The organism is Cupriavidus sp. D39, from assembly GCF_026627925.1.
Taxonomy (GTDB): domain Bacteria; phylum Pseudomonadota; class Gammaproteobacteria; order Burkholderiales; family Burkholderiaceae; genus Cupriavidus; species Cupriavidus ulmosensis.
The window spans coordinates 4,849,028-4,866,987 of the sequence record NZ_JAPNLE010000009.1 but is presented as its reverse complement, the minus strand read 5'-3'; the positions used below and the strand labels follow the sequence as shown (position 1 = coordinate 4,866,987).

The window sequence follows — 17,960 nt, the reverse complement described above, 5'->3', positions numbered from 1 at the left end:
CGTACGTGAATCTCTCGATTCATACGGCTCTTCTTGTCCGCCGTTCTTCGAAACAGAAATCCCAGTGCGCGAACAGCTGAGGAAGACTTTCCCGACATCGTTTGAGCCACGCCCAAGATCCTCGTTTATGTCCTCTCAACCGCTTGTACTTATTTCGCGCCCACCTGCCAAGCCGTAAGTCTATTCTGATCAAGAACTGTTTCAGCCGCTCTGGATAGAAAGCACCGTAGTAATTCACCCATCCCCGTACCATTGGGTTTATGCGCTGCGCCAGTTCGCGCAGCGTCATTGAGGTACTTCGATTGAGACTCATGCTTCGGATGGCCTGAGACATGCGCGTTAGTGCCTTTTGACTTACCGCAGGTCCGAATCCGTTGAACAAATTTCCCGCTCGGTCCTGTACCGTCCGAGCGTGAAAGCTGAATCCAAGGAAGTCGAACTTTGTATGGATATGGTCCTCTCGACGTCGTCCATCTTTGCAGTAAACCAAGCGCGTCTTTTCCGGGTGTAGCGAAAGCCCACAATCGGTAAGCCGTTCCCTCAAGGCAGACAAGAACTGTTCCGCCTGATGCTTCGTCCTGCAATGACAAACCACATCGTCGGCATACCGTTCAAACGGCACCTCCGGATGCTCGGTCTGGACCCATCGATCAAACGCATAGTGAAGAAAGAGGTTAGCCAACAATGGACTGATCACCCCGCCTTGCGGAGTGCCTCTATCCCGAGCAACCAATTCCCCGGTTTGCTTCTGCACCGGGCTCTCTAGCCAGCGTCTAATGTAGAGTCGTACCCATGGCTCCGTGACATGCTTTTCTACCGCACGCCTGAGAAGCTCGTGGTCGATGGTGTCAAAGAAGGATTTCAAGTCAATATCGACTACCCAATCGTAGCGCCAACAGTTCCTTCTCGCTTGCGCCACAGCTTGCTTCGCCGATTTGTTCGGCCGATAACCGAACGATGATGCATGGAATATCGCATCGATTCTCGGCTCCACCATTAACTTGACCGCCATCTGCGCCACTCGGTCAGTGATGGTCGGTATCCCGAGAGGACGAAACCCGCTCCCCTTCGGAATCAGCACCTCTTTGACCGGCTGGGGAAAATAACTCCCCGAACTCATTCGATTCCACAGGGCGTATAGATTCCTTGCCAAACGATTTCGGAAGATTTCAATACTTTCGCTGTCCACGCCCGGCCCGCCTTGATTGGCGGCCACACGCTTCCAGGCTTCCCAAATCAACCGCTTGGGTATCTCGAACGACTTGGCGTCGACCCTGGAATCCTCCCGCATCGCGGTTGTTCTATGGTCTCTGCCGGACAAGGTCATGCCTTCGCTCCAGAGGTCATTACAACCCTTTCACCGCTACTACGCATGACTCCGCCCCTGTGCCTCGCATTGGTACTCTGACTCTCACGGGTTCTCCGCTTGAGTTTCTCCCTTAGCATCGAGACGACAGGTTCCCAAGTTCCGTATCCATGCCTGCAGGAAGGTCGCGCCATCTCTATGCCGGATGCCGTCAGACCCACCTCCAGGTTGCCGTCTGACTTATCCCGAGGTGTTGTCGAGCCCTCGGTTTTGACATCATTGCAATTCTCGACACTTCTTCGATGGTTCACTTGCGTTCGCCTCCTCCTTGCCTACCTGACGAGATTCATCCCGCCTTTTCCCTTGACGCTCACCACAACCGCTCTTAACGGCTGCAGCTCAGGGTGGTTTGGTATCACCGCCTGATCGGCGAAACCGAGGGGCCTACCCTCATCACAGATACAGCATGTACGACGACGTACTGTCGCTTTCCTTCTTGGCACACCGACAAGTATCCTGACATGGAGGGCCACCCTCAAAGAAAACTAACGAAAGAAAGCCGCCCTGCCGGGGGCAGAGCAATAAGGCTGTTCGGCCTCGTTGGTTTCGTCGTACGGCCCCGAGTGTTGGCTGGCCTTGCCATGCCGGCTCGAAGGGCATCGCTACTGCATGACCCAATGGTCACGTGGTGGTGCCCCTGATCGCTTTGCTCGGTGCGCATTCCCACATCTGCCGTTCGCGGAGCATAGGGCCGCGATGCTGCCTGGCTTGGTGGTTTCGTGGTTTTGTCTCTGGCGGCGAGTGCCCGGCCATTTGATGCCCTGCCGTACCGGCGCTGCTGGCGCCTTGCTCTCAGCGCCCCTGGTTTCGTGGTGGGCGCCGTGGCCCGTCCGCGAGGGTTCACGCTCGAACATCACCGGGCTTGCCCTCCGAGACAAAACCACGAAACCAGCCACACCCGAAACGGCGCAGCCCCTCGCGCCGCGAACGGCAGATGGTCGAACGCGCACCGCACGCGAGGTCAGGGGCCGCACCACGTAACCCATGGGTCATGCAACAGCGATGTCCTTTGGGCCGGTAGGACACGCCAGCCAACACTCAGGGCCGTACGACGCAACCACCCCCATCGAACAGCCTTATTGCTCTGCTCCCGGCAGGGCGGCTTTCTTCTCGTTAGTCTTCTTTGCCGCGCAAAGAAGAGTGACCGGCAGCCCCCGCAGGGGGATGTCGTACGGCCCTTGGGTGCAAAAGCCAACGCCGCAAAAATCAAAGCCAACCACAAAACAAGAGCCAACGGTTCTGCCCTTGTCCAACCTTCCCCTACCCCTCCCCTACTCTCGCCAACTGAGGCAAAACCGGCAACTCCCCAGCCACCTCCGCAATCATCCTGCGCAACCACATCACATCCGGCGCAGCATGACACCGCTCATGCCAAAGCTGATAAAACCGCATCCGCGGAAACGCCACTGGTGAAGGCACCATCTTCAACGGCAGGTACTGCGCATAATGCGCAGCAAATTGCCGCCCGGTGGTGAACACCATATCCGTCTTCATCAACACATAAGGCACCAGCCCGAAATACGGCAGCGTGACCTGGATATTCCGCTTGTACCCCTGCTCGGCCAGCGCCTGGTCGATCATGCTGCGCTGCATCGAGGCATACGGCGCCGGCGCCAGGTGCGGCATCTCCAGGTAATGCTTGAGGGTCAGCCCCTTGCGCGCCAGCGGATGCTGCGCCCCCAGCATGCACACCACCTCATCGTCGAACAACGGCGAAATATGCAGATGTTCTGGCGGCGACAGCCAGTTGCCTACCACGATGTCGAGCTGTCCCTGCTCCAGGCTGTCGAGGAAGTCGCTCGATGACGTCATCGGGTGCACGAACAGCTTGGCGCCGGGCGCCAGCCGGCGCACCCGTTCGACGATATTGGGCAGGAAGAAAGCGTCCAGGTAGTCCGGCGCGCCCAGGTGGAAGGTACGGGTAGTGGTGGCCGGGTCGAAATGCTGGGGTGGCCGGGCGATGCGGTCCATGGCGGCAAGGCTCTGTTCGGCCAGCTGCAGCAGCTCGCGGCCGCGCTCGGTGGGCACCATGCCGCTCTTGCCGCGCACCAGGATGGCATCCCCCGTGATTTCCCTTAGCCGCTTGAGCGTATTGCTGATGGCGGGCTGCGATTGGCCGAGCCGGACCGCGGTGCGGGTCACGCTCTGCTCGGTGAGCAGGGTGTGCAGCACCCGCAGCAAATAGGTGTCGAGATGGTCGCGTCCGTGCATGGCGAGGGGGCGCCTGGCGCGCTTCGCGGCCGGTGGCGTGGGGAATGGGAACGGCGCATAGTGTATGTCAGGCACCCCGTCATTGGTCAAATCCGGTGGCCGCCGCGCCAGTCGCGCCGCCGGAATGCTCTCCCCTTGATGGGGCATATCACCTGGGCCGAATATTGCATCGTCGGCGTCAGTGCTATGTTTGGCCCCATCCACAAAGAGAGAAGACACCATGGAGACGCAAACCATCCGCTTTTACCACCGGGGCAAGGTGACGGAGGTCGCTAACGCGCCCGTTACCCGCACCGTGCTGCAGTACCTGCGCGAGGACGCGCGCTGCACGGGCACAAAGGAGGGCTGCGCCGAAGGCGATTGCGGGGCGTGCACCGTGGTGCTTGGCGAGTTGGGCGAAAACGGCCAGGTCGAGTTCAAGGCGGTCAATTCCTGCATCCAGTTCCTGCCCACCCTGGACGGCCGCGCGCTGATCACCGTGGAAGACCTGCGCCAGGCCGACGGTGCGCTGCACCCGGTGCAGCAGGCGATGGTGGAGTGCCATGGCTCCCAGTGCGGTTTCTGCACCCCCGGCTTCGTCATGTCGCTGTGGGCGCTCTACCAGCAAAAATCCGAGGACGCCGGCACCGGCCGCGCCCCGGCGCGCGAGGCCATCTGCGACGCCCTGACCGGCAACCTGTGCCGCTGCACCGGCTACCGCCCCATCATCGAGGCCGGCCAGCGCATGATGGCGCTGCCGGCGCCGCAGGCCAGCAAGCTGGACCCGCGCCAGATCGCCGACACGCTGCGCTCGCTGCAGCGCGACAACACCTTCCACTACAGCGCCGACGGGCAGCATTTCTACGCGCCCCGCACGGCGTCGGCCTTTGCCGCCATCAAGGCCGCCGAGCCCGGCGTGCGCATCCTGGCCGGCAGCACCGACGTGGGGCTGTGGGTGACCAAGCAGTTCCGCGAGCTGGGCAACCTGCTGTACGTCGGCCAGGTGGCTGACCTGAATAGCATCGGGCAAGTGGACGGCGCGCTGGAAATCGGCGCGGCGGTCTCGCTCGAGCGCGCCTACGCCGCGCTCAACGACATCCATCCCGAGCTGGAAGAAATGTGGAAGCGTTTCGCTTCCCTGCCGATCCGCAACGCCGGCACGCTGGGCGGCAATATCGCCAACGGCTCGCCCATCGGCGACTCCATGCCCGTGCTGATCGCGCTTGGCACCGAAGTGGTGCTGCAGCGCGGCGACGTGCGCCGCACCCTGCCGCTGGAAGACCTCTACCTGGCCTATCAGAAGACCGCCATGGCCGAAGGCGAGTTCGTCGCGGCGCTGCGCGTGCCGCTGGCGGGCCCCCAGCACTTGCGCACCTACAAGTTGTCGAAACGTTTTGACGAGGACATTTCCGCGGTGTGCGCCGCCTTTGCGCTGACCATCGAGGACGGCGCGATCCGGCATGCACGCGTGGCCTTCGGCGGCATGGCCGCCACGCCCAAGCGCGGCGCGCATGCCGAAGCCGCGCTGGTTGGCCAGCCCTGGACGGAAGCCACCGCCCGCGCCGCCATGAGCGCGCTGTCGCAGGACTTCACCCCGCTGTCCGACATGCGCGCCACCGCTGCCTACCGCAGCCGCGGCGCCGCCAACCTGCTGTACCGCTTCTGGCTGGAGACGCGCTCCGACGCGCTGCCCGCCGCCGCCGTCAATGTCCGCGCCATCGGCGCGGGCGCGACCACCGCCACCGCCACCACGTAAGGAGAGATCGGCATGAACAAGCAAACCGAACCCTTCCTGCTCGACGCTGCGATCGAAGCCAGGACCGCCGTGTCGACGCCGCAAGTGGGCGTATCGCGCCCGCACGAATCGGCCCACCTGCATGTGGCCGGCACGGCCACCTACACCGACGACATCCCCGAGCTGGCCGGCACGCTACACGCCGCGCTCGGCATGAGCACCCGCGCCCACGCCCGCATCAAGTCGATCTCGCTCGACAAGGTGCGCGCCGCGCCGGGCGTGGTGGCAGTGCTGACCGCCGAGGACATCCCCGCCGCCAACGAATGCGGCCCGATCATCCACGACGACCCCATCCTGGCCAACGGCCTGGTGCAATTCATCGGCCAGCCGATGTTCGTGGTGGTGGCGACCTCGCACGACGCCGCGCGCCGTGCGGCACGCCTGGGCGCTGTCGAATACGAAGACCTGGGGCCGGTGCTGTCGCCAGAGGCGGCCCACCAGGCCGGCAGCTATGTGCTGCCGCCGATGCACCTGACGCGCGGCGAGCCGGCCAGCCATATCGCCGCGGCGCTTCATCGGGACAAGGGCAATATCCGCCTGGGCGGCCAGGAGCAGTTCTACCTGGAAGGCCAGATCGCCTACGCCGCGCCCAAGGAGAATGATGGCATGCACGTGTGGTGCTCGACCCAGCACCCCACCGAGATGCAGCATGCGGTGGCGCATATGCTGGGCTGGCACGCGCACCAGGTGCTGGTGGAGTGCCGCCGCATGGGCGGCGGCTTCGGCGGCAAGGAATCGCAGTCGGCGATGTTCGCCTGCTGCGCCGCGCTGGCCGCGTGGAAGCTGCTGTGCCCGGTCAAGCTGCGCCCGGACCGCGACGATGACATGATGATCACCGGCAAGCGCCACGACTTCGTCTTCGACTACGAAGTCGGCCACGATGCCCAAGGCCGTCTCGACGGCGTGTCGGTGGAAATGGTCTCGCGCGCCGGCTTTTCGGCGGACCTGTCCGGCCCGGTGATGACCCGCGCCATCTGCCACTTCGACAACGCCTACTGGCTGCCGAATGTGCAGATCGACGGCTACTGCGGCAAGACCAACACGCAGAGCAATACCGCCTTCCGCGGCTTCGGCGGCCCGCAGGGCGCCTTTGCCATGGAGTACATCCTCGACAACGTGGCACGCACCGTGGGCCGCGATGCGCTCGACGTGCGCCGCGCCAACCTGTACGGCAAGACCGAGCGCAATGTCACGCCTTACGGCCAGACCGTGGAAGACAATGTCATCCACGAACTGCTCGACGAGCTCGAAGCGACCAGCGCCTACCGCGAGCGCCGCGAGGCCACGCGCGCCTTCAATGCGAGCAGCCCGGTGCTGAAGAAGGGCATCGCCCTCACCCCGGTGAAGTTCGGCATCTCCTTCAACGTGGCGCACTTCAACCAGGCCGGCGCGCTGGTGCACGTGTACAACGACGGCTCGGTGCTGGTGAACCACGGCGGCACCGAGATGGGCCAGGGCCTGAACACCAAGGTGGCGATGGTGGTGGCGCATGAACTCGGCATCCGGCTGGAACGCGTGCGCGTAACCGCCACGGACACCAGCAAGGTGGCCAACACTTCGGCCACCGCCGCCTCAACCGGCACTGACCTCAACGGCAAGGCAGCGCAGGACGCCGCCCGCCAGATCCGCGAGCGCCTGGCAGCATTTGCCGCGCGCCAGGCTGGCGTGGATGCGCACAGCGTGCAGTTCGGCGACGACCTGGTGGTAGCGGGCGAACTCCGCCTGGACTTCAGCGACCTGGCGCGGCAAGCCTATGTGGCGCGCGTGCAGCTGTGGTCCGATGGCTTCTACACCACGCCCAAGCTGTACTGGGACCAGTCCAAGCTGCAGGGCCGGCCGTTCTACTACTTCGCGTATGGCGCGGCCTGCTCCGAAGTGCTGGTGGACACGCTCACCGGGGAATGGCGCCTGCTGCGCGCCGACGTCCTGCACGACGCCGGGCGCTCGCTCAACCCGGCCATCGATATCGGCCAGGTCGAAGGCGGCTTTATCCAGGGCATGGGCTGGCTGACCACCGAGGAGTTGTGGTGGAACAAGGACGGCAAGCTGATGACGCATGCGCCCTCCACCTACAAGATCCCGACCGTCAACGACTGCCCGGAAGATTTTTACGTGCGGCTGTTCCAGAACGACAATGCGGAGGACAGCATCCATCGGTCCAAGGCCGTGGGCGAGCCGCCGCTGCTGCTGCCGTTCTCGGTGTTCTTCGCGATCCGCGATGCGGTGGCCAGCGTGGGGGATTACAAGGTGAATCCGCCGCTGGTGGCGCCTGCGACGAGCGAGGCGATTCTGGATGCGGTGGATGCGGTGCGGGTGGCTGTGCCGGTGGTGCAGTGAGGCGAGGTGGCTGACGGATGCGCCCGCCCTCTCCCCTCCCCTCATCCGCTGCGCGGGAGAGGGGCGAGTCCAGAAGGTCCGCTTGCCTCGACGCTTGCCCGACCGACGTTTCGCTCCCCTCTCCCGCCTTGCGGGAGAGGGGCCGGGGGAGAGGGCGGGCGCCGGCAGGAACCACCGGCACCCACAGGCCACCGTCGCTGAAGATCGCAACGAAGTAACGAAGTAACGAAGTAACAAGCTTCACCCAAAGCATCAACCTTAAAAGGCATCACCATGCAGGACGCACCCCTCAAACCCTTCCGCTTCGCCGACGCCACCCGCTGGGTGCGCGCGGGCGTGCCGGTGGCGATGGTCACCATCGCCGAGGTGAAAGGCTCCGCCCCGCGCGAGGCAGGCGTGCGCATGCTGGTGACCGCCGACGAACTGGTTGGCACCATCGGCGGCGGCCATCTCGAATGGCGCGGCATGGAAATCGCCCGCACCATGCTGGCCGAGCGCGATGCAATGCGGCAGATCGTGCGCATCCCGCTGGGCCCGGCGCTGGGGCAATGCTGCGGCGGCGTGGTACTGCTCGCCTTCGAGGTTTTGGGCGAGGCCGACCTGCCGTGGCTGGACGCGGTGCAGGCCGCGTTCGGCACCGGCCGCTCGCTGATGCGCACGGTGCCGCGCACCGGCGCGGTGCAGCACGCCGCGGCGCCGGCGCTGCTGCCCTCGGTGACCTTGCATGCGGACGGCGGCTGGACCGACACCCTGGTGCCGGACGAGCTGCACGTGGTGCTGTTCGGCGCAGGGCACGTGGGCCATGCGCTGGTCAAGGTGCTGGCCAACCTGCCATGCCAGGTGCACTGGGTGGATGAGCGCGACACCTTGTTCCCGTCCGACCTGCCCGATAACGTCACCCCGGAAGCCAGCGACATCCCCGAAGCCGTGGTCGACCATGCGCCGGCCGGCAGCTACTTCCTGGTGATGACGCACAGCCACGCACTGGACCAGACGCTGTGCGAGCGGATCTTGCGGCGCGATGACTTCGCCTACTTCGGTTTGATCGGTTCCAAGACCAAGCGCGCGCGCTTCGAGCATCGCATGGCGGAGCACGGGATTGACCCTTCCCGCTTTGCGGAAATGACGTGCCCGATGGGCGTCTCCGGCATCACGGACAAGGCTCCGGCTATGATTGCGGTTGCCATCGTCGCTCAGTTGTTGCAGGTTCGCGACCAGCGCCTCGCCCATCTGGGCGCGCTGACCGCGGGCCGCAGCGGCAAAGCGACGAGCACGACGCAAACCAAGACCGCAAAAGGAACCCCATGACGCTCGACGCCGCGCTCGCAGACCGTATTCGCCAGACGCCCAAGGCGGAACTGCATGTCCATATCGAAGGCACGCTCGAGCCTGAGCTGATCTTCCGGCTGGCCCAGCACAACAAGGTCAAGCTGCCGTACGCCAGCGTGGAAGCCCTGCGCGAGGCCTACGCTTTCACCGACCTGCAGTCGTTCCTCGATATCTATTACGCAGGCGCCAGCGTGCTGCTGACCGAGGACGATTTCTTCGACATGACGATGGCCTACGTGCAGCGCGCCGTCGCCGACAACGTGCGCCACGCCGAGATCTTCTTCGACCCGCAGACGCACACCGAACGCGGCGTGCCGATCAACGTGGTGATCGACGGCATTTCCGACGCGCTGGCCCAGGCCCGCACGCAGTACGATTTTTCCAGCAGCCTGATCCTCTGCTTCCTGCGCCACCTCTCCGAGGAAGACGCCTTCGCCACGCTGGAAGCCGCGCTGCCCTACCGCGACCGCTTTGTCGGCGTCGGGCTGGACTCCTCCGAGCAGGGCAACCCGCCGGAGAAGTTCGCCCGCGTGTTTGCCCGCGCCCGCGAGCTCGGCCTGCACCTGGTGGCGCATGCCGGCGAGGAAGGCCCGGCGCAATACGTGACCGACGCGCTCGACATCCTCAAGGTGGAGCGCATCGACCACGGCGTGCGCGCGATCGACGACCCGGCACTGGTCGAGCGGCTGGCCCGCGAGCGGGTGGCGCTGACGGTCTGCCCGCTGTCCAACCAGAAGCTCAAGGTCTACCCGGACCTGCGCGACCACTCCCTGCACCGCCTGCTGGAAGCCGGCGTGCTGGTCACGCTGCACTCCGACGACCCCGCCTATTTCGGCGGCTATATGAACGCGAACTGGGAAGCCACCTTCGAAGCCCTGCCGCTGACCGCGGCCGATGGCCACAAGCTGGCCCGCAACAGTTTCGAGGCGTCGTTCCTGCCTGCCTCGCAAAAGACGGCTTTCCTCGCCGAAGTCGACCACTTCTGGCAATCCCCGCTGCCCGCCGCGGCCTCCACGGCCTGAGCGCGGCTCACACCAAGATGCCGGCGCGCCATGTGCGCGCCGGCGCCCACGAGACATCGCTATGACGACCACGCCCCCCACCCAGTCCATCACCCGCGCCATCCGTGGCCGCGTGCTGCACTTTCTGCGCGACCCCCAGTTTCATGACGACGCGTATCAGTATTGGGAAGACGGGGTGCTGATCGTCACCGCCGGGCATGTCGCCGCGGTTGGCAACCATGCCGACCTGGCCGACCAGATCCCGGCCGGCGCCGAAGTGATCGACCGCCGTGGCAAGCTGATCGTGCCAGGCTTTATCGACACGCACGTGCACTACCCGCAGACCGACATCATCGCCTCGCCCTCGCCCGGCCTGCTGCACTGGCTGGAGACCTATACGTTCCCCGAGGAGCGCCGCTTTGCCGAGCCGGAGTACGCCGCAGCCGTCGCCGGCTTCTTCGCCGACGAACTGCTGCGCAACGGCACCACCAGCGCGGTGGCCTGGAGCACGGTGCACGCGGCCTCGGCGGATGCGCTGTTCGCTGAAGCCGATCGCCGCAACCTGCGTCTCGTCACCGGCAAGGTCATGATGGACCGCAACTGCCCCGAGTTCCTGCGCGATACCGCCGAGTCCGGCGCGCGCGACTCGGCCGACCTGATCTCGCGCTGGCACGGCAAGAATCGCTTGTCGTACGCCATCACGCCGCGCTTCGCGCCCACCTCCAGCGAAGCGCAGCTGGAAGCCTGCGGCGAACTGGCCAAGGCGTATCCCGATGCCTTCATCCAGACCCACGTGGCGGAAAACCGCGACGAAGTGAAGTGGGTGGCCGAGCTATTCCCGCAAGCGCGCAGCTATCTCGACATCTACGATCACTACGGCCTGCTGCGCCCGGGCGCGCTCTACGGCCACGCCATCTACCTGGACCAGGACGATCGCAAGCGGCTGGCCGACAGCGGCGCCGCGGTGGCGCACTGCCCCACCTCCAACCTGTTCCTGGGCAGCGGCTTCTATGACTTCCACCAGTCGGACGCGCACCGCCTCAACGTGACGCTGGCCACCGACGTGGGCGGCGGCACCTCGTTCTCGATGCTGCGCACCATGAACGCCGCCCACAAGGTGGCCCGCATGGGCGGCTACCACCTCACCGCGCTGCGCATGTTCTACCTGGCCACCCGCGCTGCCGCCGACGCACTGGGCTGGAGCGAGCGCGTGGGTAGCTTCACGCCGGGCTGCGAGGCCGACTTCATCGTGCTCGACCCGCAGGCCACGCCGCTGATCGCGCGCCGCAGCGAGCGCTCGGAAACGCTGGAAGAGCGATTGTTCGCCTTCGCCATGCTGGGTGACGACCGCGTCATCGGCGAGGTCTATGTGATGGGCGAGCCGGCAAGCGCGCCGGCCTCCGCCACGCACTAAACATCACTTTTAACTGCGTCGTACCGGGTCCGGCCGCATCGGCTTGACCCGGATCAACACCCCTGTCACGCAATCCTTCTAAGCTGTCACACCATCGGCCTGTCCTGTGGCCGCGCATCGCCAGTCTCGGGCCTACCCAGGCACCCGACCCCGCGTTCGACAACTGAAGGTTTTTGCATGATTGCCTCGCAGCAAGCTTCCTTACCGGAGCCGATTTCCCCTGACGCCCCCTGCCTTCGCGCAAGATCATCCGCGGCTGGCTGATCCCGCTTGGCGCGCGCAGCACACCGCGCGCGCTGGCGCTGTTCGCGCTGGACACCGCGCTGTTCCTGGCCGCGCTGGCCGGGGTGGTGCTGTTCTCCCACTGGCTCGCCAAGCTGGCCGCCAGCGTGGCGACGGGGCTGGTCATCGCCCGCTTGTTCATCATCGGCCACGATGCCTGCCACCAGAGCCTGACGCCCCGGCGCGGCCTGAACAAATGGCTAGGCCGGCTGACCTTCCTGCCGTCGCTCACGCCCTACAGCTTGTGGGAAGTGGGCCATAACGTGGTCCACCACGGCTACTCCAACCTCAAGGGCTTCGACTTTGTCTGGGCGCCTTACTCGCTGGATGAATTCCAGGCGCTGCCGCGCTGGCGCCGTGCGCTGGAGCGCGTCTACCGCACCGGCTTTGGCGCGGGCCTGTACTACCTGGTCGAGATCTGGTGGTTCAAGATGTTCTTCCCCAGCCGCCGCCAGATGCCCACGCGCCGCGCCGTCTTCATGTGGGACTGCGCACTGGTGGCCCTGTTCGGCGCCGCGTGGATCGGCGCGCTGGCGTGGCTGGCAATTGCCACCGGCCAGTCGGTCGCGCTGCTGGTCGGGCTGGGCTTCGTGCTGCCGTTCCTGGTCTGGAATTTCACCGTGGGCTTCGTGCTCTACGTGCACCACACCCACACCAGCGTGGCCTGGTACGACACCAAGGCCATGTGGGCGCGCGCCCAGCCCTTCGTCTCCACCACCGTGCACCTGCGCTTTCGCTATGGCATCGGCGCGGCGCTGCATCACATCATGGAGCACACCGCGCACCACGTGGACATGAGCGTGCCGCTGTACCGCCTCAAGCGCGCGCAGGCGCTGCTCGAGCACGCGCTGCCGGGCCGCATCATCATCCAGAACTTCACCTGGCGCTGGTATTTCCATACGGCGCGCCGCTGCAAGCTGTACGACTTCAAGGCGCTCTGCTGGACGGACTTCCGCGGCCGGCAGACCAGCGCCAACGCGCCGGTGCCGGCCTGAGCCGGCCTGAAGCACCGCCCCGGCGGCCACCGATGGCCGCCCGCCGCAACCGCAGCCCCCTGGCTGCGGTTTTTCATTTGGGGCGCGTAATACTCAATTACAAAGTCTTTCCCTGTGCTTGTCCCGCGGCGCGGCGCTTGCCTCGTTAAGGAAGATATCGGTCCCAAGGTCATTGCGCATGCCGCCCCGGGGCCGCCCCTTAGACGACGCCTGACCGCAAATCAGATTCCACAGGACATAGAGAAATGGCAACCAGCAAACCTCATGCGCTCACGCGCCGCCGTCTGCTCCGCAGCGCCCTGCCGGCGCTCGCCTCGCTGGCCGTGCTCGGCAGCCTCGCCGGCTGCGTGACCGAACGCGTGGTAGTACGGCAGCCGCCGCCATCGCCGCCTCACCAGGTGGTGCGCAATATGCCGCCGCCGGTGCACGAGGACCGCGGTCCCGCGCCGGCCTACGGCTGGAACTGGGTGCCGGGCCACTGGAAGTGGGAAGGCAACGACTGGTTCTGGGTGCACGGCCGCTGGGTACAGCAGCCGGTGCCGGCCATGCCGCCGATGGTCGTGGAGGAGATCACGGTCATGCCCGCGCAGCACGCCTACTGGGTGCCCGGACACTGGGTCTGGCGCTTCGAAGGCGGCGGCTGGGTCTGGATGAAGGGCGCCTGGCGCGGCTAAGCCCGCTCGGGCGGGCTGGCCAGCGCCGTTCTTATTTGGATGCAGCGCCTGCCGCCCCCGTCTTCCCGCCTAGCTCCGCGATGCGCGCACGCATGGCGTCGGCCGAGCCGATCTGGTGGAACAGCGGGCCGCCCGGGGCAAAGCTGTCGGCCGTGGCCAGCCGGCCAACCACCACCGGCTCGAAGCCGGCATCGCGCACCAGCTGCTCGCCAATGCGCAGCGCCTTTGGATCGTCGGCGGCGATCGGCACCGCGATCAGGCCCTCGGCCCGGTGGTTCATGTTCGCGAAGTTGGTTGCGCCCATGAAATTGAAGGCACGCACGATGCGCGCGCCACGCAGGTACTTTGCGGTGGTGATGCCGATGCCTTTGCGCATCGCCTCTTCGGCTACAGCGCCATCGCGCGCGCGCACGGCATTGGTCGCATCCACCACCACCTTGCCGGCAAAGGCCTTGCCGTACTCCGCCGAGAGCTCGGGCAAGGCCTTGTAAGGGACGGCGAGAAGAATCACATTGGAAAAGGCCAGCGCCTCGGCCACCGTGCCCGCGCGGGCAAGCGGGCCGAGCTTCTCGACCAGCGGCTTGAGCTCATCCGGGTGGCGCGAGGAGAACAGCACGGGGTGCCCAGCCTTCACCCACAGGCCACCCACCGTGCCGCCGATGCGGCCCGAGCCGATCACGCCAATGGGCATGGGCGCGCCATCCCGGCTAGCCTGCGCGCGCAAGCGCGAGGGCGAGATCCCCAGCCACATCGCCAGCAAGGCGAGGCTAACGCTGCCGGTGAGCAAGCGGCGGCGCCGGTCGATGGATGCGATGGGTTCGACGGGCTCAGCAAACGGCATGGCGGACTCCTCGATCCGGTGAAGAGCAGGGTGCTGCAAGACAGCATGCGGGTGCGGTGCGCTTGGCACGCCTTCAAACTCTAGGCGAAAAATGCAGCGCGCGCCGCCGGCTCGCTGCCGCCGCGTGATCGATTTGGCGCTTGCCACACTGTGCACTACAGTAAGTAGCACTTGCATCACCCGGCATCACTCGGCACCCCTGCGCTGCGCCCTTGTCCCGACGGAGAAGGTAATGGCCCTCGCCCTCCCCTGTCCGCGCCGCTCAAGGCTCGCGCCCGCCGCGCAGCGTACGGCGGCCGGCTGTGCGCTGGTGGCGCTGATGGCACTGGTAGCGCTGGCAGTGAGCGTACCGGCGGGCGTGGCCGCCCAGACGCCGGAGACAGCGCCGCCGGCCGACGAGGTCCACAACCTGCGCGAAGTCACCGTGGTCGCACCCGCGCCGCTGCCTTCATTCTCGATCCCGCGCGAGGCGTTTCCCGGCAATGTGCAAACCGCGACGGACGCCGACATGGAGCACGCCAAGTCCGGCAACCTGTCCTCGTTCCTCGGCGAAACCATGGACAGCGTGGTGATCAACGACGTGCAGGGCAACCCATTCCAGAAGGACATCCTCTATCGCGGCTACCGCCTGTCCTCCACCCTGGGCGCGGCGCAGGGCATCACGCTCTACCTGGACGGCGTACGCCAGAATGCCGCGCTGGGCGATGTGGTCGACTGGACGGCAATCCCCGAGGCTGCGATCAGCACCATCACGCTGGTGCCCGGCAGCAATCCGCTCTACGGCCTCAACGCGCTTGGCGGCGCGCTGGCGCTGACCACCAAGTCCGGCGAGACGCATCCCGGCGTGGAGGCTGACCTGAGCCTCGGCAGCCACGGCCGCGCGCGGCTCGATGTAAGCGCGGGCAACGTGCTCGGCGATGGCTGGCACGCCTTCGTGGCGGGCACGGGCTTTCGCGAGGACGGCTGGCGCCAGGGCTCCGGCAGCAGCCTGGGCAACCTGTTCGCCAAGCTCGGCCGCTCCACCACCGATACGCAATGGAGCGTGAGCGTGCTGGGCAGCGGCAGCAGCCTGTCCGGCAACGGCCTGCTGCCGGACAGTATTTACGGCAGCCAGCGCAACGCCATCTACACCGCGCCGGACATTACCCGCACGCGCTCGCTGCAGGTCACGCTGAACGGCACGCACCAGTTCAACGCCGAGGACCAGCTCGCGCTGACGGCTTACGCTCGCCTGGGGCACGCAAAGGCCAGCACCGGCGATGTCAGCAACGACTACCTCGACACCTTGCTCGGCTGCCGGGGCAATGCTGGCAACGCCGGTTGCGAGCCAGGCGCCGCGCCGGCCAGCGCGGTGCTCAATACCGCGACCGTCAACACGCATGACTACGGGCTGTCCGGGCAGTGGTCGCATACGGGCGACGTCCACAACGCGGTACTGGGCGCGGCCTTTGCGCTGAGCCGCGCGACGTATCGCCAGGACACGCAGCCCGCCAGCTTCAACGACGATCGCGTGGCGGTGGCGGACCCCGGCGCCACGCCCACCACCAATGCCTCGCTCGATGGCCGCACCAGCACCGTCAGCCTGTATGCCTCCGATACCATCAAGCTGCTGCCGCACAGCTACCTCACCGCGAGCGCGCGCTGGAACACCTCGAGCACGCACACCGTGCTGAGCTTGCCGAACGCGTCCGACGAACGCTTCACGTTCTCGAAGCTCAATCCTTCGCTCGGCATCTCGCACCCGTTGCTAAGCGGCCTCACGGTCTTTGCCTCGGCCTCGCAAGGCACGCGCATGCCGACCGCGATCGAGCTGGGCTGCGCGGATCCGGCCAACGCCTGCCAGCTGCCCACCGGCCTGCAGGCGGACCCGTACCTGCGCCAGGTGGTGTCGCGCACGGTGGAGTTCGGCGGGCGCTGGAAGGCTAACGATGCCACCGACCTCACGCTGGCGATGTACCGCAGCGACAACCGCGACGACATCCTGTTCCAGCGCTCGCCGGTCAGCCCGCTCGGCTACTTCACCAACTTCCCCAAGACCCGCAGCCAGGGGCTAGAGCTCGGACTGCGCCAGCGGCTGGGCCGGGTGATGCTGCGCGCGAGCTACAGCTACCTGCAATCCACCTACCAGGCGGACGGCCAGATCCAGACGCCGTTCGCGGCGCCCGTCAACGTGCGCCCCGGCACGCGCATGGCGGGCGTGCCGCTGCATAGCTTCAAGCTGAGCGGAGACTGGCGCGCAACCGAGTCGGTCACGCTCGGCGGCTCCATGGTGGTATCGTCGTCGCGCCCGGTGGCCGGCGTTGAGGACGGCGCGCTGAGCGCACAGGATCCGCGCCTGGCGCGCACCGCCGGCTTCGTGCTGTTCAACCTGCGGGCGAGCTGGCAGGTCGATGCGCGCTGGCAGCTCTATGCGCGCGTCGACAATGTGCTGGACCGCCGTTATGAAACCTATGGGCAGGCAGGCCTCAACGTGTTTCCCGGCGGCACGCTGCTGCGGCCCGGCGCGGCGGTGCCGGTCGAGCGCTTCGTCGCGCCCGGCGCGCCGCGGCTCTTCCTGGTGGGCGTGCGCTATGAATGGGGTGGGCGCTAGCGCGCAGGAATACCTTGGCAAGCGCGGCGCCCTCGCCAAGAATGAATCGATCCGACGAATGCGGTGGCAAACAAGAAAGTGGAGGCACACATGGCGGCAATGGGGAGTTCGCGCAAGCGTGGCGTCGCGATGCTGGCCTTGTGCGTGGGGCTGGGGGGCACGGTGAGCTTGCGCGCCGCCACCGCCTACGTGACAAGCGAGAGCGGCGGCGTTGCGGTGATCGACCTCGACCGGCTTGAGGTCACACGCATGCTCGATCCCGGTGGCAAGGGCCCGCGTGGCCTCGCGCTCACCGCGGATGGCAAATACCTGCTGACCGCCAACAAGGCCACCGGCGATCTCTCCGTGATCGACACGCGCGACGGGCAAGTGATCAAGCGCCTGCCCATCGGGCAGAATCCCGAGTTCGTGCGGGTCTCCGGCGGCCAGGCCTTTGTCACCTATGAACCCGGCGAGCGCGCAGGGACGGCGGGCGCGCCGAAGCCCTCCAAGGCTGGCGACGACGCGCCGGCCCCGGCGGAGATCGCAGTGATCGACCTCGCGCAGTGGCGCATCGCCCGCGCCATTCCCAGCGGGCTGGAAACCGAAGGCATCGAATTCTCGCCCGACGGCCGCCAGCTGCTGGTCACCAATGAAGGCGACGATACGATCTCGGTCTACGCGCGCGCGAGCGGGCAGCGGATCAGGCTGCTGAACGCGCCGCAGGGCTCGCGGCCACGCGGCATCAAGGTGAGCCCGGACGGACGGCGCTACATCGTCACGCTGGAATCGAGCAATAGCTTCCTGGTGCTCGATGCCGCGGACTACCGCGTGCTGCAAACCGTGCCGACCCGCACCGGGCCGTATGGCGTCGCATTCGACCGGGCTGGCAAGCGTCTGTTCATCGCCGCATCGCGTGCGGACACGCTGCAGGTGTTCGATGCAAACAACTATGAAAACATCGCCAACATCGACATCGGCAAGCGCTGCTGGCACTTCAGCTTTACGCCCGACGATGCGCGGTTGCTGATTGCGTGCGGCCGCTCCAATGCAGTGTTGGTGGTCGATGCGCAGACCTACCAGCCGGTGCGCCGGCTGGATGGCATCGCGCTGAACTGGGGCATCGTCACGTACCCGAAGAGCGCGGGCACGCTCGATGCGCCATGA

The 17,960-nt window shown here is 66.1% G+C and carries 11 protein-coding genes and 1 pseudogene; 9 read left to right on the top strand and 3 right to left on the bottom strand.

Annotation, left to right across the window (positions count from 1 at the left end):
* Positions 1-19 precede the first annotated feature (19 nt).
* Both ltrA and OMK73_RS34705 read right to left on the bottom strand, forming a co-directional pair.
* The gene (gene ltrA / locus OMK73_RS34710; RefSeq protein WP_267605030.1) at positions 20-1,327 is read right to left on the bottom strand and encodes a group II intron reverse transcriptase/maturase; all 1,308 of its coding nucleotides are present in this window, start codon (positions 1,325-1,327) and stop codon (positions 20-22) included.
* A gap of 1,299 nt (positions 1,328-2,626) precedes the next feature.
* On the bottom strand, positions 2,627-3,577 hold the full coding sequence (locus OMK73_RS34705; RefSeq protein ID WP_267605971.1) for a LysR substrate-binding domain-containing protein: 951 nt from the start codon (positions 3,575-3,577) through the stop codon (positions 2,627-2,629).
* A 220-nt stretch (positions 3,578-3,797) separates the two neighbouring features.
* On the opposite strand from OMK73_RS34705, the gene xdhA reads away from it, so the two are divergent.
* The 7 genes and pseudogenes from xdhA (at position 3,798) to OMK73_RS34670 (ending at position 13,383) form a co-directional block, all read left to right on the top strand.
* The gene (xdhA, locus tag OMK73_RS34700) at positions 3,798-5,312 is read left to right on the top strand and encodes a xanthine dehydrogenase small subunit (protein WP_267605970.1); all 1,515 of its coding nucleotides are present in this window, start codon (positions 3,798-3,800) and stop codon (positions 5,310-5,312) included.
* A 12-nt stretch (positions 5,313-5,324) separates the two neighbouring features.
* Entirely contained in the window at positions 5,325-7,688 is a 2,364-nt protein-coding gene (gene xdhB, locus OMK73_RS34695; RefSeq protein ID WP_267605969.1) for a xanthine dehydrogenase molybdopterin binding subunit, read from the top strand.
* A gap of 273 nt (positions 7,689-7,961) precedes the next feature.
* Positions 7,962-8,996 carry a xanthine dehydrogenase accessory protein XdhC gene (gene xdhC, locus OMK73_RS34690; protein WP_267605968.1) on the top strand — a complete coding sequence of 345 codons (1,035 nt, stop codon included), beginning with the start codon at positions 7,962-7,964 and terminating at the stop codon, positions 8,994-8,996.
* Positions 8,993-10,039, top strand: coding sequence for an adenosine deaminase (locus tag OMK73_RS34685; protein WP_267605967.1), 1,047 nt, complete (start codon positions 8,993-8,995; stop codon positions 10,037-10,039). The genes xdhC and OMK73_RS34685 overlap by 4 nt, the downstream gene beginning before the upstream one ends.
* Before the next feature lie 61 nt (positions 10,040-10,100).
* Positions 10,101-11,432, top strand: a complete 1,332-nt coding sequence (gene guaD, locus OMK73_RS34680) for a guanine deaminase (protein ID WP_267605966.1) — start codon at positions 10,101-10,103, stop codon at positions 11,430-11,432.
* Between the two features lie 177 nt (positions 11,433-11,609).
* A pseudogene (locus OMK73_RS34675) lies at positions 11,610-12,709 on the top strand (fatty acid desaturase).
* Between the two features lie 245 nt (positions 12,710-12,954).
* The gene (locus tag OMK73_RS34670) at positions 12,955-13,383 is read left to right on the top strand and encodes a hypothetical protein (protein WP_267605965.1); all 429 of its coding nucleotides are present in this window, start codon (positions 12,955-12,957) and stop codon (positions 13,381-13,383) included.
* Between the two features lie 31 nt (positions 13,384-13,414).
* Here the strand turns inward: OMK73_RS34670 and OMK73_RS34665 are convergent, their stop codons facing one another.
* On the bottom strand, positions 13,415-14,224 hold the full coding sequence (locus OMK73_RS34665; protein WP_267605964.1) for an NADPH-dependent F420 reductase: 810 nt from the start codon (positions 14,222-14,224) through the stop codon (positions 13,415-13,417).
* Between the two features lie 232 nt (positions 14,225-14,456).
* Between OMK73_RS34665 and OMK73_RS34660 the strand changes: the two genes are divergently transcribed.
* Together OMK73_RS34660 and OMK73_RS34655 are read left to right on the top strand one after the other, a co-directional pair.
* On the top strand, positions 14,457-16,814 hold the full coding sequence (locus tag OMK73_RS34660; RefSeq protein WP_267605963.1) for a TonB-dependent receptor: 2,358 nt from the start codon (positions 14,457-14,459) through the stop codon (positions 16,812-16,814).
* Between the two features lie 63 nt (positions 16,815-16,877).
* Positions 16,878-17,960, top strand: a complete 1,083-nt coding sequence (locus OMK73_RS34655; protein ID WP_267605962.1) for a beta-propeller fold lactonase family protein — start codon at positions 16,878-16,880, stop codon at positions 17,958-17,960.

Coding starts and splice junctions, on each gene's coding strand:
- ltrA (WP_267605030.1), bottom strand. CDS start 1,327: ATGACCTTGTCCGGCAGAGACCATAGAACAACCGCGATGCGGGAGGAT.
- OMK73_RS34705 (WP_267605971.1), bottom strand. CDS start 3,577: ATGCACGGACGCGACCATCTCGACACCTATTTGCTGCGGGTGCTGCAC.
- xdhA (WP_267605970.1), top strand. CDS start 3,798: ATGGAGACGCAAACCATCCGCTTTTACCACCGGGGCAAGGTGACGGAG.
- xdhB (WP_267605969.1), top strand. CDS start 5,325: ATGAACAAGCAAACCGAACCCTTCCTGCTCGACGCTGCGATCGAAGCC.
- xdhC (WP_267605968.1), top strand. CDS start 7,962: ATGCAGGACGCACCCCTCAAACCCTTCCGCTTCGCCGACGCCACCCGC.
- OMK73_RS34685 (WP_267605967.1), top strand. CDS start 8,993: ATGACGCTCGACGCCGCGCTCGCAGACCGTATTCGCCAGACGCCCAAG.
- guaD (WP_267605966.1), top strand. CDS start 10,101: ATGACGACCACGCCCCCCACCCAGTCCATCACCCGCGCCATCCGTGGC.
- OMK73_RS34670 (WP_267605965.1), top strand. CDS start 12,955: ATGGCAACCAGCAAACCTCATGCGCTCACGCGCCGCCGTCTGCTCCGC.
- OMK73_RS34665 (WP_267605964.1), bottom strand. CDS start 14,224: ATGCCGTTTGCTGAGCCCGTCGAACCCATCGCATCCATCGACCGGCGC.
- OMK73_RS34660 (WP_267605963.1), top strand. CDS start 14,457: ATGGCCCTCGCCCTCCCCTGTCCGCGCCGCTCAAGGCTCGCGCCCGCC.